Here is a 17,152-nt window from a genome sequence, read left to right on the forward strand (position 1 = left end):
TGGCGCCCAGGGTGGCCGTCAGGACCTTTGTTCTGCCACCGCAAAGCCCTACGGATGAGCTGTCAGCAGCAGGTGCCGGGCCAAAGCTAGCCTAGGTGGCGGGGTTGGCCGGGTACAGCGGCACGACGCGCCCGGAGGCCGACGCGCCGGCGTCGGCCTTGGTTTCCGTCACCTGCCATTGGTAAAATCCCAGCGCCAGCAGCGCAATGCCAGCCAGCGAAATAAACCCGACCTGGTAGCCGTAGTGCTTCACCACGAAGCCCGCCGCGACATTGCTCAGGGCCACCGCCAGCCCGATGGCCGAATACACCGTGCCCTGCAGCAGGTTGAAGCGCCCAGTGCCCTGGCTCAGGTCGGCCATCATCAGAATGCTGACCACCCCGAAAATGCCCGCCCCGATGCCGTCGAGCAGCTGCACGCCCGTCAGCACGTAGGGATTGTCGATGAAGGCGAAAAGCAGCGCCCGTACCGGCAGCAGCAGAAAGGCCAGCAGCAGCACGCGCTTGCGGCCCTGCTCGGCGGCGCGCCCCGAAAAGGAAGCCACGAACACCATCACGCCCTGCGCAATGATGATGGCGGCCGAGAGGTACAGGGAGGAATTTTGCTTGTCCACCAGCCCCATTTTCTGGCCTACCAGCGGAAGCAGCGCGGCGTTGGCCAGGTGAAACAGCGCCATGGCCACGGTAAACATGAGGATGTCGCGATTGGCAAACAGCTCCTTCAGGCCCGCCGCGCTGGCGCCCTGCTCGCTGGCCACGGCGCCGCGGGCCAGTTCGTGGTCGATGTCTCGCTCGCGGATAAGCAACACCGCCGCTACCAGCAACAGGCACTGCACGATGGAAAAGTAAAAAATAGCCTCGTAGGACACGTAGCGCCCGAGCAGCCCGGCAATGATGGCCGCCAGCATGTTGCCCAGGTGATTGAAGCTCTCGTTGCGCCCGATGCGCCGGGCCAGCGCCGCGTGCCCCACAATGCCCAGCGTAATGGCCGCCACGCACGGCGCGTACACCGACTGCGTGAGCCCCACCACCAGTTGGGAGAGCAGAACGGGGTAAAACCCTGTGCCCAGAATCACCGCCAGGCAGCACCCCGCAATAATGATGGATGCAGCCATGAGTAGCAGACGTTTGTAGCGGGTGCGGTCGATGAAGGCGCCGGCCGGGGGCTGCGCCAGAATGCCCACCAGCCCCGGCGCGGCAATGACCAGGCCGATGGCGTCGGGCTCCCAGTCGCGCACGGTGAGCAGAAAGACGGATAGATACACGCCAACGCCGTCGCGCACATCGGCCATGAGCAGGCTAACCCAGTCCAGGCCCCGCACGCTACGCGTTGATGCTTTCATATCTCCCTCGTTTGTATTGCCCGTCGCCAAGCGGAATTCTCCTTGAACGGGGCAAGGAGGATTAGGATAAAGCCGGGGTTGGAGCCGCGTATCCCCTTAATCCCGACGGGTAGAATTGAACTGTCGAGGGCGAAATGGCTGCCTGGCGCTGCGGATTAATTCCTGAGGAGCATGCCGACGTCAGTGATTAGAAGGTAGCTGTCTACCCGTAGGTATAAAGGCAATGTGCTGACATTTAGTGTAATGTATTATTCGGTATATTGGTTTGAAGTGCCAGCTTCTCGATCTGTGCCCAGCGGCCACCTTCCCAACCGCTCATTCCCGTTTCCTGCCATGCACCGCCGCGCTTTTCTGCAGACCTCCCTTACGGGGCTGCCCCTGTGGGCCGGCCCGAGCGCCGCGTCCCCCGCGGCCCGTACCGACAAAGGCTTCAAGGCCAGTGCCGGCGAAGGACGTTACCACGGCCATATTCGGCTTAAGGGCGTCAACCAGAACATTCTCGACGTGAAAGTGTCGGGCAAGGACACCAACGGCGACCTGGCCATCTTCGAGCAAACCAGCCTTTCGCCGGGCCGTGGCACGCCCCTGCACGTGCACCTGGGCCAGGACGAAGTTTTCTACGTGCTCGACGGCGAGTACGCCTTTCTGGTCGGCGAGGACAAGCACCGCCTCAAAACCGGCGACGCCATTTTCCTGCCGCGCCACGTGCCCCACGCCTGGACGCAGGTCAGTGCGCGCGGCCACATGCTGGTGACCCTGCAGCCGGCCGGCAAGCTGGAAGAATTTTTCGTGGCCATGGCCGCGCTCAAGGCCGAGCCCAGCCCGCAGGAAATAGCGCAGCTATTTGCCGCCCACGACATGAAAGTGGTGGGGCCGCCACTGAAGGTGGAGTAGCGTGGGTGCAGGCACCAGAACGGCTGCCTCGGTTCGGTAATCCCGGCAGTAACAAACGGATAATCAATGCAGTAAACCTAGTGTACTTAGCGTTGATACGGCCATGAATGTACTGAAACGACTATTGCCCGGAGGGCTGGCCCTGTTGCTGCCGCTGGTGGGTTGCTCCGTGTTCAATTCCGGCTCCGATACGGGTGCCTCGTCCACATCGGGCTCCATGATTAGCGGCGACGCGCAGCAGGTCGAAACGCTGCGCAGCGAAATCCGGGACCAGGAGCGCGTGACGGAAGAAGCCAAGCTGCGAGCCAAAAGTGAGCAGGAACGCCTCGAAGCCAAAAAGCACCAGCTCAAGGCTGCCGAGCGGGAAATGAAAGCCAATCAGCTCCGAAGCGGAAGCTGACGCTACGCGCGGCTCCCTTACTGGCTGACGGATGCAAACGCATGGCGCCCGCGCCGGGCCGGCGCGCGGTTGCGGCCCGAATAAGCGCTGGCCCGATGGTACTTGTGGCGCGGCCAAGCCGGAACTTTACTTTAGCTATAGAAGCCAATCAGCAGCCGATTACGTAGGGCAGATTTGAGTTTCTTTCGGGCCGAATCCCACCTATGGAATACACCGCCACCGACTTCTGGCACTGGTTTGCCGACAATAGCAGCGCCTACTTGTTTGTAAACCAGGTAGCCGAGCCGGAGCGGGAACGGCTGTTTGCGCTGCTGATCGAGCAATTACACCGCTATTGCGCCCATCTGTGGTTTGAAATCGGCGGGCACCCCGACGAAAATCAGGAGCTTATTATCACGGCCGAGGGCGACATCAACTACTTCGGCAAAGTCACGGAGCTGGTGGCGCAGGCGCCCGCGCTGGCCCAGTGGAAGTTCGTTGCCTTTAAGCCACCCATGGGCGCCGATTTCAGCGTGCGCTTCGCCGACGTGGAGCTAACCCCCGCCAACATGTGGTTTCTGCCGCTCAGCCGCGACGACAGCGCGGCCCTGATTGGCCTGCGCGTGGGCGTCCGCAATTACGAGCAGGTGAAAGACAGCGAATGGCTGGACTCCACCCTGGCCAAAGTGCTGGATACCCTGCTCGGCGAAGTCTCCTACGCCCTCGATATCGACTACGTGGAGCTGGCGCCCCTGCCCGACGAGCCCGAGGCCGCTGGCATGATGAAGCTGGAAGAGCTGCCCGGCTACGTGGCCTGGCACAAAAAGCAGGATTTTTCGGCGCAGGGCGAGGGGGCTTAGGCCAGCCTATAGACGCGCAGGCTAGCGCCCCGGCGCCCGTAGCGCGGCCCGGACCGGTGCTACGAATGCTGAACGGCGTGCGCGTAAGCTGACTAAGTGCGTCCCGTGGTTGCGGTTTTCCCGGCTACCTTGGGCCGATGATTCCCGCCCATATTACTGCCATCCTGGACGCCTGGGCGGCGCAACCGGCGTTGCTCCGCGAAGCCAACTTCGCCTACCGGGCCGAGGTGCTGGAGGAGCTGGAGGTGCACGTGCTCGACCGGCTCGACGACCTGCTGGCGGCTCGGCCCTCACCGGCCCTGAGCCAGCTCCGGAGCCGCGCCCTGGCGCTGCAGGCCCGCCTGGAAGCCGCCGATCAGCAGCTGTTTGCCCGCTTCCGGGCCGATATCCGGGCGGGCCGCTGCCGACAGGACCGCCTCCGGGCACTCCTAATGGCTTATGCAGCGCCGGCTGCCACTAGCCCCGGCACAGCCGCTACCAGTTACGACAGCCTCGACACCCTGACCAACGGCCTGTTTATCGAGCCCACGCAGCCGCTGGAAGCCCAGGACCGGGAGCCGGAAATGGTATACTACCAAAAAACGCCCGCCCGCATCATCCTGGAGCTGGCCGCGCGGCTCGCACCGTCGGATGTGTTCTACGACCTCGGCAGCGGCCTGGGTCAGGTGCCGTTGCTGGTGCACCTGCTGAGCGGCGCCAGGGCCCGCGGCATCGAAATCGAGCCCGCGTACTGCCGCTACGCCCAAGCCTGCGCCGGTGCCCTGAACCTGCCCGAGGTGCAGTTCCGTTGCGCTGACGCGCGCACCGCCGACTACGCCGACGGCACCGCGTTCTACCTGTTCACGCCGTTTACCGGCAGCATCATGGCGCAGGTACTGGCGCGGCTGCGGCAGCTGGCGCAGCGCCGGCCATTGCGGCTTTTTTCCTACGGCCCCAGCACCGGGGCACTGGAGCAGCAAGCGTGGCTGCGGCGGCCCGAGGCAGGGGAAAGGCACCTGTACCAGCTGGCAGAGTTTCATAGCGGCTGATTAGGTAGTAAACTGCCTGCCAATCGGAGGGCGTGGCCCGGGCATTCTGGCATTTCTATGACGAGAATATTACAGCGACTATTCACCGGCCTACTCATCGTGCTTCTGCTTGGGGGTATTGGCAACATTATCCTCGGTGTGCCGGCTGATTTAGCCGATAGATCTGTAACGGAGGACTGGGGCGGGGTCAGCGACGCATTGCTGTTGCGCGAAAGAGTAGAAGCCACTCTGTGGTTGCTGCCGTGGGCGGCGCTGTTGGGCGTTACCGTCTGGTCCATCCGTTACCAGCGCCCGGTGCTGTTCTATTGGGCGTTGCTGGTTGGATTGTCGCTGCTGCAGGTGCTACCCTTGATGGCCGTGGTGGCCGGACGTGGTACCGAGCCCGTTTGGCTATATCGTTTCATCGTGGGTATGTTCGGCCTGTTGCTGCTGGGGCAGCTTACGGCCGTCTGGCAGCTCATCCGGCTTTACCGGCGTGGGGCGTCATAGTGCACGGCCCGCACGTGCAGCTCTGGGTGTTGACCAAGTAGAATCGATACTTGCGTTGCTATTTTGGCTGGGGCCGATGCGGTAACAACTATTTAACGGCTTACCCAAAAGCACCGGCAGGAGTACCCACCAACAAATACAGCGGCAATGGAAACGAACAGCAACGAGCCAAGGGCAACCGAGCCCCACCGCGACCTGAACGCGCAGCCGTTCTATCACGGCACCAAGGCCCAACTGCAGCCGGGCGACCTGATCGAGCCCGGCTTCAACTCTAACTACGGCCAGCGCAAGAAGGCATCCTACGTTTACCTAACCGCCACCCTGGACGCCGCTACCTGGGGCGCCGAACTGGCCGTGGGCGAGGGGCGCGGCCGTATATACCTCGTTGAGCCAACCGGTCCGATAGAGGACGACCCCAACCTAACGGACAAGAAGTTTCCCGGCAATCCGACTAAATCCTACCGTACCCAGCACCCGCTACGGGTTACCGGTGAAGTGGCCGATTGGCAAGGACATTCCCCTGAGCAACTCAACGCCATGCAGGAGCACCTAGAGCGCCTGAAGCAACAGGGTATTGAGGCCATTGAGGATTGAGTAGGAAAAGAGGCAATGCCCCGCCGCTGCCCGGGCCGCTGGGGAGTCTTGAAGCAGCTTCTTACCTCAATTAGATACAACCGATGGGAATTTTTAACCGCGTATTCTTTGAAGAGGAGGAGAACGATAAAATACCGTTTTCGGAGTCGAAGCTAACTGCAGTGCAGTTCAGAAATAAGACGGGGAAACCTATGGTTTGAGCCAACCTGCGTTGAAGTTATTCTGGATGCTGAAACAGAGTACATGTTGGTATCAAGGGATGATACTTACGCTATTGAATTCGAAGAAGACACAGTGGTAGTCTTTCAGCAGTACACGTTTGCTATGCAGTTGTATAAGCGGGCAATAGTCAAAGAAGGGGAGAAGACCGAATGGGTATTAGAGGAAGATTATTCTTGAGGTAAGCAATACCACCTTCCTACCTTGTCAGCGTCAACGCCACCCCACGATTGAAGCTGATGCTCCGCCCGCTCCACCTCGCCGCCCTACTTCTCGCCACCATCCCGACCTTCGCCCAGAAGCAGCCGCCTAAAGCGACCAAACCCGCCGAAAACCTCACCCAGTACGCCAAGCCCATCGTAGGCACGGCCAAGATGGGGCACACGTTTCCGGGCGCCACCGTGCCCTTCGGCATGGTGCAGCTCTCGCCCGATACCGACACGCTCAGCTACGAGCAGGACGGCAAGTACAACCCCGACGTGTACAAGTACTGCGCCGGCTACCAGTACCAGGACCCGACCATCGTCGGCTTCAGCCACACCCACTTCAGCGGCACCGGTCACTCCGACCTCGGCGACTTCCTGCTGATGCCTACCGCCGGCCCGCTGCAGCTCAACCCCGGCACCGCCCAGCAGCCCGAGCGCGGCTACCGCTCCCGCTTCAGCCACGATACCGAGGTGGCCGAGCCCGGCTACTACCGCGTGAAGCTGGAGGACCACGGCATCCTGGCCGAAATGACGGCCACCAACCGGGTGGGCATGCACCAGTACACCTTCCCGCAGGCCACCGACCAGACCCACCTCATCCTGGACTTGATGCACGGCATCTACAACTACCCGGATAAAAACGTGTGGACCTTCGTGCGGGTGGAAAACGACACGCTCGTCACCGGCTACCGGCAGACCAACGGCTGGGCCCGCACCCGCACGGTGTACTTCGCCATGTCATTCTCGCGGCCCTTCACCGACTACGGCAGCCGCAACTACGCCAAAAAACAGGCCTACCGCGGCTTCTGGGGCAAGTTCGACCAGACCAAGAACTTCCCCGACCTGGCCGGCGAACAGCTGCGGATGTACTTCAACTTCAAGACGGCTACGGCAGGGGAGAAGGTGAAGGTCAAATTTGCCCTCTCGCCCGTGAGCACCGCCGGCGCCCTGCAAAACCTGCGCACCGAAGCCCCCGGCTGGGACTTCGACCGCGTGAAGGCCCAGGCCCAGCAGCTCTGGCAGCAGGAGCTGAGTAAGGTGGTCGTGGAGTCGCCGAAGCGCGTGGACAAGGAGAACTTCTACACCGCCATGTACCACGCCTTCCTGAGCCCGACCACCTACATGGACGCCGACGGCCAGTACCGCGGCCTCGACCAAAACAACCACCGGGCGGACGGCTTCACCAACTACACCACCTTCTCGCTCTGGGACACCTACCGCGCCCTGCACCCGCTCTTCAACGTGCTGCAGCCCCGGCGTAATGCCGACATGGTGCAGAGTATGCTGGCCCATTTCGACCAGAGCGCCGAGCACATGCTGCCCATCTGGAGCCACTACGCCAACGAAAACTGGTGCATGATCGGCTACCACTCGGTGCCCGTGGTGGCCGACGCCGTGCTGAAAGGCAACGCCCCCTTCGACGCCAACAAAGCCCTCGACGCCTGCGTGACCACCGCCCGCACCCAGCGCTACGACGGCATCGGCTACTACATGCAGCTGGGCTACGTGCCCGAGGACAAAAGCGGCTCCTCCGTCTCCAAAACCCTCGAATACACCTACGACGACTGGTGCATCGCCCAGATGGCCCAGAAGCTCAATCGGCCGGACATCTACCAGGAATTCAGCAAGCGCGCCCAGAACTGGCAGAACGTGTACGACCAGCGCATCGGCTTCATGCGCCCGCGCCTGGCCGACGGCTCCTTCCGCCCGAATTTCGACGTGCTGAGCACCCACAACCAGGGCTTCATCGAGGGCAACGCCTGGAACTACAGCCTCTACGTGCCCCAGGACCCGGCCGCGCTCATTGCCAAGATGGGCGGCAACCGCCGCTTCACCGAGCACCTCGACTCGCTGTTCACCATGCACCTGCCCGATAAGTTCTTCGCCGAAACCGAGGACATCACCCGCGAAGGCATCATCGGCAACTACGTGCACGGCAACGAGCCCGCCCACCACGTGGCCTACCTATACAACTGGACCGACCAACCGTGGAAGACGCAGGCCCGCGTGCGCATGATCCTGCCCAAGATGTACCGCCCCACCCCCGACGGCCTCGGCGGCAACGACGACTGCGGGCAGATGTCGGCCTGGTACATCTTCTCTGCCCTGGGCTTCTACCCCGTCGCGCCCGGCTCCCCGGAATACGCCCTGGGCAGCCCCGCCGTGCACGGCGCCACGCTCAACCTGGAGAACGGCAAAACCTTCCGCATCACGGTGAAAAACCAGAGCGACAAAAACGTCTACGTGAAGGAAGCCCGCCTCAATGGCCAGAAACTCGCCCGGCCCTTCCTGGCGCACCAGGATATTGTGAACGGCGGGGAGTTGGTGTTTTCGATGGCCGCGCGGCCGTGAATTGAGTCAGTTTGAAAAAGAATCAAAAGTATGCATCTGCCAAGCCTATCTCAAACGATGTCCGCCCAAACGTTACTCTCTTCAGCTATTAGAAATGTAGAGGGCCACTACCACACATTTGCAGGGATGAATAGCATATTCGAAGAAGCAGAGCGAGTTTATGCTTATGAGTTATATCATCAGTTGCGTTGCCTGACCAGTAAGGGTGATATATATTCTGCTTTTAGAATTGATGGTGAGATTAATAAAGCACTTATCGATCAGATAGAGAATTATGGGCTTGTTGAAAGCCATGAGCTTCCACGTAGAAGTTTTTGTCCAGATATAGTTATGCATAGAGCGCAAAATACTCGCGAAGAGTCTGGGCAATTTTTGATAATTGAGATGAAGCGGAATCATGGTTTGAGTCAAAGAAAGATTCAGATAGATATACTTAAATTACTTCATTATATTAAAAGTTTAAATTTTCAATTAGGGGCATTTGTGGTTTTTAATGTAATCAATGCAGAGGAATGTAAGAATAGTATAGTCAATGCTATGCAACATATTCAGGGTGTGCCCATTACTTTTGCAAGTAAACTATGGGTATATCTAACCAATACCAATAACGAAATCCATGAAGAATTTACACTGCATAGCATAATACCACCCCATCTGGTGCGCGTTTAGCGCAGCGTAACTCGTGACCAGCCCTGACGTAGACGCGGCGCCTCCACTGCCGCCCCGGCGGCAAGCCGGTACCGCGCTATACGAGCGAGTAAAAAGCGGACATCGGAAGAGGCACAAGTTACGCGGCACGAAACGCGCCGCAGATGACGGAATACCCGCAAAACCTGGCAAACGCCACCACATCTGTGCCGGGGCACCCTAGAAACTTCGGGTGCTCCGGCACGGGTGTTCCGAGGCACCGTAGAAAGTTGGGGTGGGCCGGAACACCTGTGCCGGGGCGCCCGAGAAACCCCGGGTGCGCCGCCGCGTTGGTAGCCACTACCAAAGACTGCCACTGCCCATGCCCCTCGACTTCACCGCCCTGGCCGCGCAGATTACCCAAGCCACCCAGGCCGCCTTCCTGGAAATGCTAAGCCAGCACCGCGCCGAGGGTATTTACGCCTTTGCCCTCTACAGCGACGAAGGCGCCATGACCGTGTGCCCGGCCACCAACACCCTGGTCCACCTGGCCCAGCAGCCCGCCGACGAAGCCGCCTACTACAAGTTCGAGCCGGCCGAGTGGAAATACGAGATGATGGGCGCCGACGAGCAGTTCAACGCCATCTGCTACCAGCTGCGCGCCGCCCTGGATGAGCTGCCCGAGGACGACGACGCGGCGTTCGAGGCGTTTCGGGAGCAGCTCTACGCCACCTGCGTGCAGGTCCTGGACGACTTGCACCGGGCGCGGTTTTTCCAGCAAGCGGCCGGCCGCGAGGTGTTCCTGATGTTTAGCGTGTCGGAGGACGACCCGGACCCGGCCGCCACGGCGCGCATGATCAGCCAGCTCAACGACAACGCCTACCGCGACGAGTACTTGGCCTGGCTGCGCACCTGGGCGGTGGAATAGCCGGATGAAGGACTTCTTTCGTAGCTGCGCGAAAAACAGTGCGGCAAATATGGCTGCGTGAAGGGGCCCGCCTCAACAGAGAGGTCCTTACCTGCGACTTCGCGCCTACGATGGTGGTGCGGACTTGAAAGCGTAGCATTTGAACACAGCCAGCTTTACCCTTGGGGCTGCGTGGCTTTGCGCAGGCGCAGTGCCGAGAGCAGGAAATAGAACGCTCCGAACGCGGAATAGCCGGCCAAATTGGCTACGCCCATGGTAGGGGCGTGGGCCATAACCACAAACGAGACGCCGGCCAGCACCGACTGCCCGCCGCTGAGTATCATGGGCCATTGCCCGCCCAACTGGCGGCGCCGACGCAAGCCGAGCAACAGTTGAATCAGTCCCGTGAGCCCGGCCCACACGCCGTACACGATGAGTGCCGCCGGCACACCGTGGCGCAGGGCCAGTCCCACGGCCAGCGTGGTCACGCCACCTACCACAATGTTCACGTATTGCGGCCATAGTGAACCGCTGCCGCGGTTGGCTCGAATGTCGCCGAAGGTGGCCAGTACGTCCCAGGCCGGATACAGCAGCAGCAAGGCGGCCGTGAGCGTAGGCGAGGATTGGGCAAACAAGACCAGCAGGCTGACCCAAATCAGCGAGAAACCGGCCCGCACGAAGTACAAGGAGCGCAGTGCCTGGGCAGTGTGGACGGGAGCCGGCAGGGGAGGAGTCGAGGAAACAGACATGGTCTTGGAATTGAAGAGAAAAGCAGGTTTGGACGTGGTCTGCCGGCCGGCCTTAACCCCCTTAAGGCCGCTGTGAGGCTAGGGGTGGAGGGGGAGCAGCGGGTGCGTGGGGCAGGAGTTTGGGCGCCGTGGCTAAGGCTTCGCAACTACCACGCAGCCGCTGCGGGCCGGGCAGCCGGCGCTTGTTGCCAGGTAGTGACCAAGGCGTTTAGCGGGGCTTGATGATGGGGCCAAAGGTCCCGGCGCCGGAGGACGCACTTTTTCACCTAGGTTAAAAAGTGCCCGCCGCTTCCCGCAGGAGGCCAGAAAATTAGCTTCCTGCGGGAAGCGCGACGACCCCGGCCACCGGAATGCAGTAGTTTCGCGGGCACCTTTCGCCCGGTTGATTATGCTTACTCCCGACGCTTCGGCGCAGGCGTTGCTGGCCCAGCGGCTGCGCGACTTCGCACACTTATCCGACGACGACCTGCGCCTGGCGGCGCCGGGCTGGACGGCCCGCACCATTGCCAAAAACGAGTTTTTCAACTACCGCAACGCGGTGTGCCGCTCCGTGGGGTTTATCGTCAAGGGCTTGTTTCGGGTATACTATGTGGACCCGGCCACGCAGACGGAGCATACCGTCTTCTTTGTGCCCGAGGGCGCCTTTATCACCTCGCTCAAAAGCTTGCTCACGCAGGAAGCCTGCCCCTACTACATTGCGGCCCTGAAGACGCCGAGCTGCTGGTTATCGGCATCGAGCAGTTGCAGCAGCTCTACGCCCGGGCCCACGGCTGGGAACGGTTTGGCCGCCTGCTGGCCGAGCAGTACCTGGTGTTCCAGCAGGCCAGGGGCGAGGCGCTGCTGTTTCAGAGTGCTGAGCAGCGCTACCTGGCCTTGCTGCAGCAGTTTCCCGGCATCACGCAGCGGGTGCCACTGGGGTACATTGCATCGTACCTGGGCATTCAGGCCCCTTCGCTCAGTCGCATTCGGGCGCAGCTGAGCAAACAGCCCCGTACTCCCGGCTAGCACACGTCGGAGACGCGTGCCGCCCGGCCTTTCCATAGGCCTCTGGCTGGAATAGGTGTAGGTCCGGCAGATTGCCCGCATATGCGCCGCCGGAGCAACCTCAGGCAGCGGAGCGCGTTGCCGCTTCACCCAAAGTCATTTACGCCTCTGCTGAATGCGTTGGCACGTCGTTTTAAGCAGCTTCCGCTGAACCCGCGCCGGGCGGAGCGGTTACCCTGCCAGCGAATAACCACGCATTTTCGCCTGCCCTCATGGAACACCCCCTGGACAACCCGATCTGGAACGCGCTGCTAACCGGCAACCAGCCCCTGGCCATCGGCGACGAGCTGGCCCGCGTATTTCCCCGCGACGTAGGCGCCTTCGCGGGCCTGGCCGGCTATTCGCCCCAGGCCTTTGCCCGCCTGCATGAGCTGGCCCCGGTTGGCGCGCCCACCATCCTGTTCACCGCCGAGCCCATTTCCCTGCCGATGGGCTGGCAGCAGCGCCTGCACCGGGAGTTGCTGCAGCTGGTGTATCCGCACCCGGAGGCCCCCGCGGTGGATAGCCACAACCTCGTGGCCTTGGAGGAGCAGCACATCCCCGCCATGCTGGCCCTCACGGCCCTGACCAGCCCGGGGCCGTTTTTGGACCGCACCATCGTCTTCGGCGGCTACTACGGCGTCTTCCAGGATGGCCAGCTGGTGGCTATGACCGGGCAGCGGCTGCAGCCCTCGCCCTACACCGAAATCAGCGCGGTGTGCACGCACCCGGCGCACCTGGGGCACGGGTACGCCAACCAGCTGGTGCGGCACCAAATAGGCCGTATCCTGGCGGCGGGCCGCACGCCCTTTCTGCACGTCTACGAAGACAATCTGCCGGCTTACCCCTTGTACCTGAAGCTCGGTTTTCAGCTCCGCAAGCGCATGCACGTGTACGTGCTCGAAAAGCAGGTGCCGTAGCCGCAGCGCATCAGCCGGCCTGAGTGCCGCGCTGCATTACCAATCAGCCCGCTGGCGCGCATTGGCGGCGCGGACTTGCCGGCTCGGTGTCTGAAGCATGCCCGCCGCTAACGACCATGAGGCAGATGATTTGCGCCGTTGGCGCGCCCGCGGTAGTATTTTGTGGGTCGGCACTATACCAAATAAGCAACCATGGCCAGCGAAACCGAAAAGCCCGAGTTCTGGGAATCAGCCTTCAGCGTAAAGCAGGAAATGTGGGGCTTTGTGCCCGCCAAGTCCGCCGTTCTGACCAAGGACTTCTTTGTGCAGCAGGCAGTACAGCAAGTCCTGATTCCCGGAATTGGCTACGGACGCAACGCGCAGATTTTCCAAGATGCCGGCATGACAGTGACCGGAATCGAAATATCCCAAACCGCCATCGACCTGGCCCGAAAGCATTACGGCGCTGGCATGACCATCTACCACGGCTCGGTGACGGATATGCCCTTTGACACCCGTCGATACGACGGAATATTCTGCTACGCTCTGATACACTTACTGGACAGCGCTGAACGGGCGAAGCTGATTCAGGACTGCTACCATCAGCTCGCGGAGAATGGCCATATGGTTTTCACGGTCATTTCGAAAGAAGCCGCCACTTACGGGCAAGGCAAATTTCTCAGCAAGGATCGGTATGATCTGTTTGGCGGCGTGAACATGTTCTTTTACGACAGAGAATCAATTCGCGCAGAGTTTGGCGAAGCGGGGCTAATTGACATTGCAGAAGTCGACGAGAACTATCCGTTCTTTTTGGTCAAGTGCCAAAAAACGCAGGACGCCAGGCTGCGGGCATAACTATTGGCTGCCGCGTGAGGCCGTACGCCCCGCCGAACGATACCCCGGCGGCTGCGTACTGTTGGGGTAGTTACACTACGCTCGTTCGGGCCAAGCCGTCATTGGGCCCGGATCAGCATCTGGCATGCACAACCTCGTTTACAGCACCTGGGGGCTGATTCACCTGCTGGCCGCCGTGCTTTCCTTAGTGCTGGGGACGGCGGTGCTGGTGCTGCCCAAGCCAGGCCGGCTCCACCGGCGCCTGGGCTACGGCTACGTCGGCACCCTCGCGCTGATGCTCAGTACCTCGTTTGCCATTTACCGCCAATTCCACGGCTTCGGCATTTTTCACGTGGCGGCGCTGCTCAGCGCGGCCACGCTGCTCGCTGGTATGGTACCGGTGTGGGGCCGGCAGCGGGTGCGCAACTGGCAGCCGCTGCACTACGGCTTTATGTACCTCTCGGTGCTGGAGCTGTACGTGGCGCTGCTAGCCGAAGTGCTGGTGCGCGTGCCCGGCTTCTCGTTCTGGGAAGTAGCCGGGGCTTCTTCGGCCGTGGTGCTGCTGCCGGGGGCAGTTTTGTTTAATCGGTTGCGCAGGCAGTGGCAGATAGTCGGTTCCCGGACCGATCTTGCGGCCGTTTCGCGGGTGCGGCCCGAGGTGCCCACGCTGGCCGCTGAGACGGCAGCAGGCTAAGACACTCCCGCCTCAGCTACGCGCATCAGCCCTTTTGCCCACAGCCAGCCATTTCGAACCCCGAGTGCTGGCCCACCCCGTTATGAACCGCATCGACCGCCTGTTCGGCATTACCACTCTGCTGCAAGCCAAGAAATACGTGGCGGCTGAGCAGCTGGCCGAGCAGTTTGGCATCAGCGTGCGCACGGTGTACCGCGACATCAAGGCCCTGGGCGAGCAGGGCATTCCCGTGAGCTTCGAGCCGCACAAGGGCTACTTTCTGGTGCAGGGCTATTTCCTGCCGCCCGTGTCGTTTACCGCGGAGGAGGCCAACGCCTTGGTGCTGCTCGAAACCATGGCCGCCACCCTGGCCGATGCGTCCATCCAGGCGCATTGCGCCACGGCCCTGAGCAAGGTAAAAGCGGTGCTGCGCGAGCGGGAACGGGCGCGGCTCGAACAGTCTACCAGCCGCATCAAAATGCACGTGCCGGAATATTTGCGCGGCCCCGCCGATTACCTGGCCACCCTGCAGTCGGCGCTGGCCGACCGGCAGGTGGTCGACATGGAATACTGCGACAAAAGCGGCCGGAGCAGCCAGCGCTACGTGGAGCCCATCGGGCTGGCGTTTTACAATCTGGCCTGGCACGTGGTCGGCTGGTGCCAGCTGCGGCAGGCTTACCGCGACTTTAAGGTAGCGCGCATCCGTCGGCTCACGGCTACCGGCCAGCCCTTCAGCCGGGCCGAGCACCTGTTGCTCACGGAGTACATTGCCGGCCTGAACCTGCCCCACACGGTATAATTTTTTCGGGCTGGCTTTTTGGACTGCCATAGGGCTGTCAGTGGGCGGGCGGTGCTTTGCGGCATTGTTCACCTTTTCACTTATCTCCATGAAGTTTGCCTCCGCCCGCATCATCACCGCCGATATGAAGCGCTTGGTGCAGTTCTACGAGCAGGTTACCGGCCACGCCCTGACGCAGTACACCGAGGATTTTGCCGAGCTGCAGCTGCCCACTGCCACGCTGGCCATCGGCAGCACGCGCACCCTGCCGCTATTCGGGGGCGCCGAGGTAGCCACCGCCGCCCACAACCGCTCGGTTATCCTGGAATTTCGCGTCGAGGATGTCGACGCCGATTACCGGCGGCTGGCCGCCGTACTGGGCAGCGCCGTCGTGCAGGCGCCGACCACCATGCCCTGGGGCAACCGTTCCCTGCTGCTGCGCGACCCGGACGGCAACCTGGTCAATTTCTTTACGCCAGTCACGGCGGAAGCCCGGCAGAAGTTCAATAAGTAAGTCCGCTGTGCCGAAACCCCGGCTGCTCCGTGCGGCCGGGGCTTTAGGGTGATGTAGCTGTGCTGCCTAGCCACGAGGCAGGAGCCTCAGATTACCTGCTGCTCGTTGCTATTGTCGTCGTAGGCTTCCTGCTCGCAGATGATGCTGATGCGGCCCGAGGGCTCCATGTAGGCCTCCTTGATGCTGGATAGGTCGGTGAGGCCGTGCAGGCGCACTTCGCTCATCAGCTCGCCGTAGGTGATAAGTTCCTGCTTCATGTGGGCCTTGATCATGCAGCCGTCTTTCACCAGCAGCAGCTTGTCGGGCTTGATGAAGCGCTGCAGCACGGGAAAGTGGAAGCCCAGCCAGTTCAGGGCGTAGTTCCAGAACATGATGACGCCCACCAGCAGCAGGCCCTCCGTGACGGAACGGTACTCGTGGGCCATGCCGTTCTGGGCCGCATCGGCAATGAGCACCACCAGCAGCATGTCGCTGATGCCCAAGGTGCTCGATTCGCGCTTGAGCACCACGCGCAGCAGCAGGTACAGGCCCAGGTAAATGAGCGTGCCCCGCACCACGATTTCCAACAGGGGCGTATGCGGCACAAAGATGGCCGCCCAGTCTACTTGCTCGAACATGCCGCGGAAGAGTGGAGTTGCTGCCTGACATACGTGCCAGCGCCCGAAAAGCTGGCCTCGGGGTAGCAGAATCAGGTGCGAAGCCCCGGACAAGCTGGGAGGAGCTAGCGGCGTCGCGAACCCAATCACTGCTTTTCGGCTCCGGCGCGGTATCTTGCGGGTATTTTCGGATTCAGATATCAGGCAATGAGCAGGCTGCGGACTTTTATGGGAATGTGCGCGTGGAGCGCTCTGACGACGGCCGCGCTGGCCCAGCAGGCACCGGCGAAAAAGGCCTACGAGGAGGTTATGCCTACGTTTCCGGGCGGCATGCCGGGGTTGATGCAGGTGGTGCGCGACAACATTCGTTACCCCGCCTCGGCCCTGAAAGACGAGGTGAGCGGCCGCGTGGTGGTGCAGTTCACCGTCGATACGCTGGGCAACGCCACCAACGTGCGCGTGAGCCAGGGCGTGCGCGCCGACCTCGATGCCGAGGCCACGCGCCTGGCGGGGCTCTTCAATGGTTGGACGCCTGCCTGGCAGGCCGGCCGCAAGGTGCCCGTGCTCTACACCGTGCCCATCACCTTCAGCATCAAGGATGCGCCCGTCTCCACGGCCCTGGTGGCCGATTCGCTCGACGTGACGCCGGCCGTCAACAAGGTCATTGCGCCGATCATGCCCGGCTGGGCGGCCGGCAAGGACGCGCTGCCCGCCGACAAGGGCGTGGTGTACGGCGTGTTTATTCAGCGCCTGGGCTTCAGCAGCGGCGGCATCGGGCAGTACGTGCGGCTCTACCACCTGGGCACGGGCCGGGTCATGAACATCCTGGTGAAGCCCGTAATGAAGTCGCGCAAGGACAACGAGTTCTGCGTGGCCCTGCCGCCCGGCCGCTACGCCCTGCAGGCGTACCAGTACAACGGCGCGGTGGACAACATCCGTAAGTCGCGGCGGGCAGGAGCGGTGGCCGCCACGCGCTACACCTTCACGGTGGAGGCCGGGCAGCTGCAGTACGTGGGCACCTGGCACTTTGAGCAGGCCGGCCCGCCGCGCTTCACCGACGACAAAGCCGTCACCGACGAGCATCTGCGCGACAAGTTCGACAAGCTGCCCTTCGGCGCGGCCCGCACCACCTTGCCTAAGTAGGGTACGGCAGCTGGGGCATTGAAAAAGTATTCCGGGGTGCTTTATT

19 protein-coding genes are annotated in these 17,152 nt (G+C 61.8%); 16 read left to right on the forward strand and 3 right to left on the reverse strand.

Annotated features, from left to right (window positions below):
* Positions 1 to 91: 91 nt before the first annotated feature.
* Positions 92 to 1,342, reverse strand: coding sequence for an MFS transporter (locus B0919_RS11870; protein WP_078012465.1), 1,251 nt, complete (start codon positions 1,340 to 1,342; stop codon positions 92 to 94).
* Positions 1,343 to 1,675: 333 nt separating this feature from the next.
* Between B0919_RS11870 and B0919_RS11875 the strand changes: the two genes are divergently transcribed.
* From B0919_RS11875 to B0919_RS11915, 9 genes are all read left to right on the forward strand, one after another.
* Complete coding sequence (locus tag B0919_RS11875; RefSeq protein ID WP_078012466.1) at positions 1,676 to 2,236, forward strand: cupin domain-containing protein; 561 nt, start codon at positions 1,676 to 1,678, stop codon at positions 2,234 to 2,236.
* Between the two features lie 103 nt (positions 2,237 to 2,339).
* Complete coding sequence (locus tag B0919_RS11880) at positions 2,340 to 2,636, forward strand: hypothetical protein (protein ID WP_139362076.1); 297 nt, start codon at positions 2,340 to 2,342, stop codon at positions 2,634 to 2,636.
* A gap of 203 nt (positions 2,637 to 2,839) precedes the next feature.
* Positions 2,840 to 3,475, forward strand: a complete 636-nt coding sequence (locus B0919_RS11885) for a hypothetical protein (protein ID WP_078012468.1) — start codon at positions 2,840 to 2,842, stop codon at positions 3,473 to 3,475.
* A gap of 137 nt (positions 3,476 to 3,612) precedes the next feature.
* Positions 3,613 to 4,503, forward strand: coding sequence for a class I SAM-dependent methyltransferase (locus tag B0919_RS11890; RefSeq protein ID WP_078012469.1), 891 nt, complete (start codon positions 3,613 to 3,615; stop codon positions 4,501 to 4,503).
* Positions 4,504 to 4,560: 57 nt separating this feature from the next.
* Positions 4,561 to 4,992, forward strand: coding sequence for a hypothetical protein (locus tag B0919_RS11895; RefSeq protein ID WP_078012470.1), 432 nt, complete (start codon positions 4,561 to 4,563; stop codon positions 4,990 to 4,992).
* A 147-nt stretch (positions 4,993 to 5,139) separates the two neighbouring features.
* Complete coding sequence (arr, locus tag B0919_RS11900; protein ID WP_078012471.1) at positions 5,140 to 5,586, forward strand: NAD(+)--rifampin ADP-ribosyltransferase; 447 nt, start codon at positions 5,140 to 5,142, stop codon at positions 5,584 to 5,586.
* Between the two features lie 458 nt (positions 5,587 to 6,044).
* Positions 6,045 to 8,363: a GH92 family glycosyl hydrolase gene (locus B0919_RS11905; protein WP_078012532.1), complete on the forward strand. Its 2,319-nt coding sequence runs from the start codon at positions 6,045 to 6,047 to the stop codon at positions 8,361 to 8,363.
* Between the two features lie 57 nt (positions 8,364 to 8,420).
* Positions 8,421 to 9,032 (forward strand): hypothetical protein, encoded by a 612-nt coding sequence (locus B0919_RS24740; protein ID WP_139362077.1) that lies wholly within the window; start codon positions 8,421 to 8,423, stop codon positions 9,030 to 9,032.
* 340 nt (positions 9,033 to 9,372) lie between these two features.
* The gene (locus B0919_RS11915) at positions 9,373 to 9,918 is read left to right on the forward strand and encodes a DUF4303 domain-containing protein (RefSeq protein WP_078012473.1); all 546 of its coding nucleotides are present in this window, start codon (positions 9,373 to 9,375) and stop codon (positions 9,916 to 9,918) included.
* Positions 9,919 to 10,073: 155 nt separating this feature from the next.
* Here B0919_RS11915 and B0919_RS11920 read toward each other — a convergent pair whose 3' ends face one another.
* Entirely contained in the window at positions 10,074 to 10,646 is a 573-nt protein-coding gene (locus tag B0919_RS11920; RefSeq protein ID WP_078012474.1) for a hypothetical protein, read from the reverse strand.
* A gap of 741 nt (positions 10,647 to 11,387) precedes the next feature.
* Between B0919_RS11920 and B0919_RS25715 the strand changes: the two genes are divergently transcribed.
* The 6 genes from B0919_RS25715 (at position 11,388) to B0919_RS11950 (ending at position 15,367) form a co-directional block, all read left to right on the forward strand.
* Positions 11,388 to 11,651, forward strand: a complete 264-nt coding sequence (locus B0919_RS25715; protein WP_254846563.1) for a hypothetical protein — start codon at positions 11,388 to 11,390, stop codon at positions 11,649 to 11,651.
* 251 nt (positions 11,652 to 11,902) lie between these two features.
* On the forward strand, positions 11,903 to 12,589 hold the full coding sequence (locus B0919_RS11930; RefSeq protein WP_078012475.1) for a GNAT family N-acetyltransferase: 687 nt from the start codon (positions 11,903 to 11,905) through the stop codon (positions 12,587 to 12,589).
* A 192-nt stretch (positions 12,590 to 12,781) separates the two neighbouring features.
* Entirely contained in the window at positions 12,782 to 13,423 is a 642-nt protein-coding gene (locus B0919_RS11935) for a class I SAM-dependent methyltransferase (RefSeq protein ID WP_078012476.1), read from the forward strand.
* Between the two features lie 124 nt (positions 13,424 to 13,547).
* The gene (locus B0919_RS11940; RefSeq protein WP_078012477.1) at positions 13,548 to 14,096 is read left to right on the forward strand and encodes a hypothetical protein; all 549 of its coding nucleotides are present in this window, start codon (positions 13,548 to 13,550) and stop codon (positions 14,094 to 14,096) included.
* A gap of 82 nt (positions 14,097 to 14,178) precedes the next feature.
* On the forward strand, positions 14,179 to 14,874 hold the full coding sequence (locus B0919_RS11945; RefSeq protein WP_078012533.1) for a helix-turn-helix transcriptional regulator: 696 nt from the start codon (positions 14,179 to 14,181) through the stop codon (positions 14,872 to 14,874).
* Positions 14,875 to 14,962: 88 nt separating this feature from the next.
* Positions 14,963 to 15,367: a VOC family protein gene (locus tag B0919_RS11950; RefSeq protein ID WP_078012478.1), complete on the forward strand. Its 405-nt coding sequence runs from the start codon at positions 14,963 to 14,965 to the stop codon at positions 15,365 to 15,367.
* Between the two features lie 86 nt (positions 15,368 to 15,453).
* On the opposite strand, the gene B0919_RS11955 is transcribed toward B0919_RS11950, so the two are convergent.
* Positions 15,454 to 15,984, reverse strand: a complete 531-nt coding sequence (locus tag B0919_RS11955; RefSeq protein ID WP_078012479.1) for a DUF421 domain-containing protein — start codon at positions 15,982 to 15,984, stop codon at positions 15,454 to 15,456.
* Positions 15,985 to 16,272: 288 nt separating this feature from the next.
* Here B0919_RS11955 and B0919_RS11960 point away from each other — a divergent pair, with 288 nt between their 5' ends.
* The gene (locus B0919_RS11960) at positions 16,273 to 17,106 is read left to right on the forward strand and encodes an energy transducer TonB (RefSeq protein ID WP_176133010.1); all 834 of its coding nucleotides are present in this window, start codon (positions 16,273 to 16,275) and stop codon (positions 17,104 to 17,106) included.
* Positions 17,107 to 17,152 lie beyond the last annotated feature (46 nt).

Source organism: Hymenobacter sp. CRA2 (genome assembly GCF_002007105.1).
GTDB lineage: Bacteria > Bacteroidota > Bacteroidia > Cytophagales > Hymenobacteraceae > Solirubrum.

What these genes read in the sequence shown, in the direction of transcription:
- B0919_RS11915 (WP_078012473.1), top strand. Translation starts at nt 9,373, where the DNA reads ATGCCCCTCGACTTCACCGCCCTGGCCGCGCAGATTACCCAAGCCACC.
- B0919_RS11880 (WP_139362076.1), top strand. Translation starts at nt 2,340, where the DNA reads ATGAATGTACTGAAACGACTATTGCCCGGAGGGCTGGCCCTGTTGCTG.
- B0919_RS11870 (WP_078012465.1), bottom strand. Translation starts at nt 1,342, where the DNA reads ATGAAAGCATCAACGCGTAGCGTGCGGGGCCTGGACTGGGTTAGCCTG.
- B0919_RS11875 (WP_078012466.1), top strand. Translation starts at nt 1,676, where the DNA reads ATGCACCGCCGCGCTTTTCTGCAGACCTCCCTTACGGGGCTGCCCCTG.
- B0919_RS24740 (WP_139362077.1), top strand. Translation starts at nt 8,421, where the DNA reads ATGTCCGCCCAAACGTTACTCTCTTCAGCTATTAGAAATGTAGAGGGC.
- B0919_RS11930 (WP_078012475.1), top strand. Translation starts at nt 11,903, where the DNA reads ATGGAACACCCCCTGGACAACCCGATCTGGAACGCGCTGCTAACCGGC.
- B0919_RS11945 (WP_078012533.1), top strand. Translation starts at nt 14,179, where the DNA reads ATGAACCGCATCGACCGCCTGTTCGGCATTACCACTCTGCTGCAAGCC.
- B0919_RS11920 (WP_078012474.1), bottom strand. Translation starts at nt 10,646, where the DNA reads ATGTCTGTTTCCTCGACTCCTCCCCTGCCGGCTCCCGTCCACACTGCC.
- B0919_RS11960 (WP_176133010.1), top strand. Translation starts at nt 16,273, where the DNA reads ATGCCTACGTTTCCGGGCGGCATGCCGGGGTTGATGCAGGTGGTGCGC.
- B0919_RS11950 (WP_078012478.1), top strand. Translation starts at nt 14,963, where the DNA reads ATGAAGTTTGCCTCCGCCCGCATCATCACCGCCGATATGAAGCGCTTG.
- B0919_RS11905 (WP_078012532.1), top strand. Translation starts at nt 6,045, where the DNA reads ATGCTCCGCCCGCTCCACCTCGCCGCCCTACTTCTCGCCACCATCCCG.
- B0919_RS11885 (WP_078012468.1), top strand. Translation starts at nt 2,840, where the DNA reads ATGGAATACACCGCCACCGACTTCTGGCACTGGTTTGCCGACAATAGC.
- B0919_RS11955 (WP_078012479.1), bottom strand. Translation starts at nt 15,984, where the DNA reads ATGTTCGAGCAAGTAGACTGGGCGGCCATCTTTGTGCCGCATACGCCC.
- arr (WP_078012471.1), top strand. Translation starts at nt 5,140, where the DNA reads ATGGAAACGAACAGCAACGAGCCAAGGGCAACCGAGCCCCACCGCGAC.
- B0919_RS11895 (WP_078012470.1), top strand. Translation starts at nt 4,561, where the DNA reads ATGACGAGAATATTACAGCGACTATTCACCGGCCTACTCATCGTGCTT.
- B0919_RS11940 (WP_078012477.1), top strand. Translation starts at nt 13,548, where the DNA reads ATGCACAACCTCGTTTACAGCACCTGGGGGCTGATTCACCTGCTGGCC.
- B0919_RS11935 (WP_078012476.1), top strand. Translation starts at nt 12,782, where the DNA reads ATGGCCAGCGAAACCGAAAAGCCCGAGTTCTGGGAATCAGCCTTCAGC.
- B0919_RS11890 (WP_078012469.1), top strand. Translation starts at nt 3,613, where the DNA reads ATGATTCCCGCCCATATTACTGCCATCCTGGACGCCTGGGCGGCGCAA.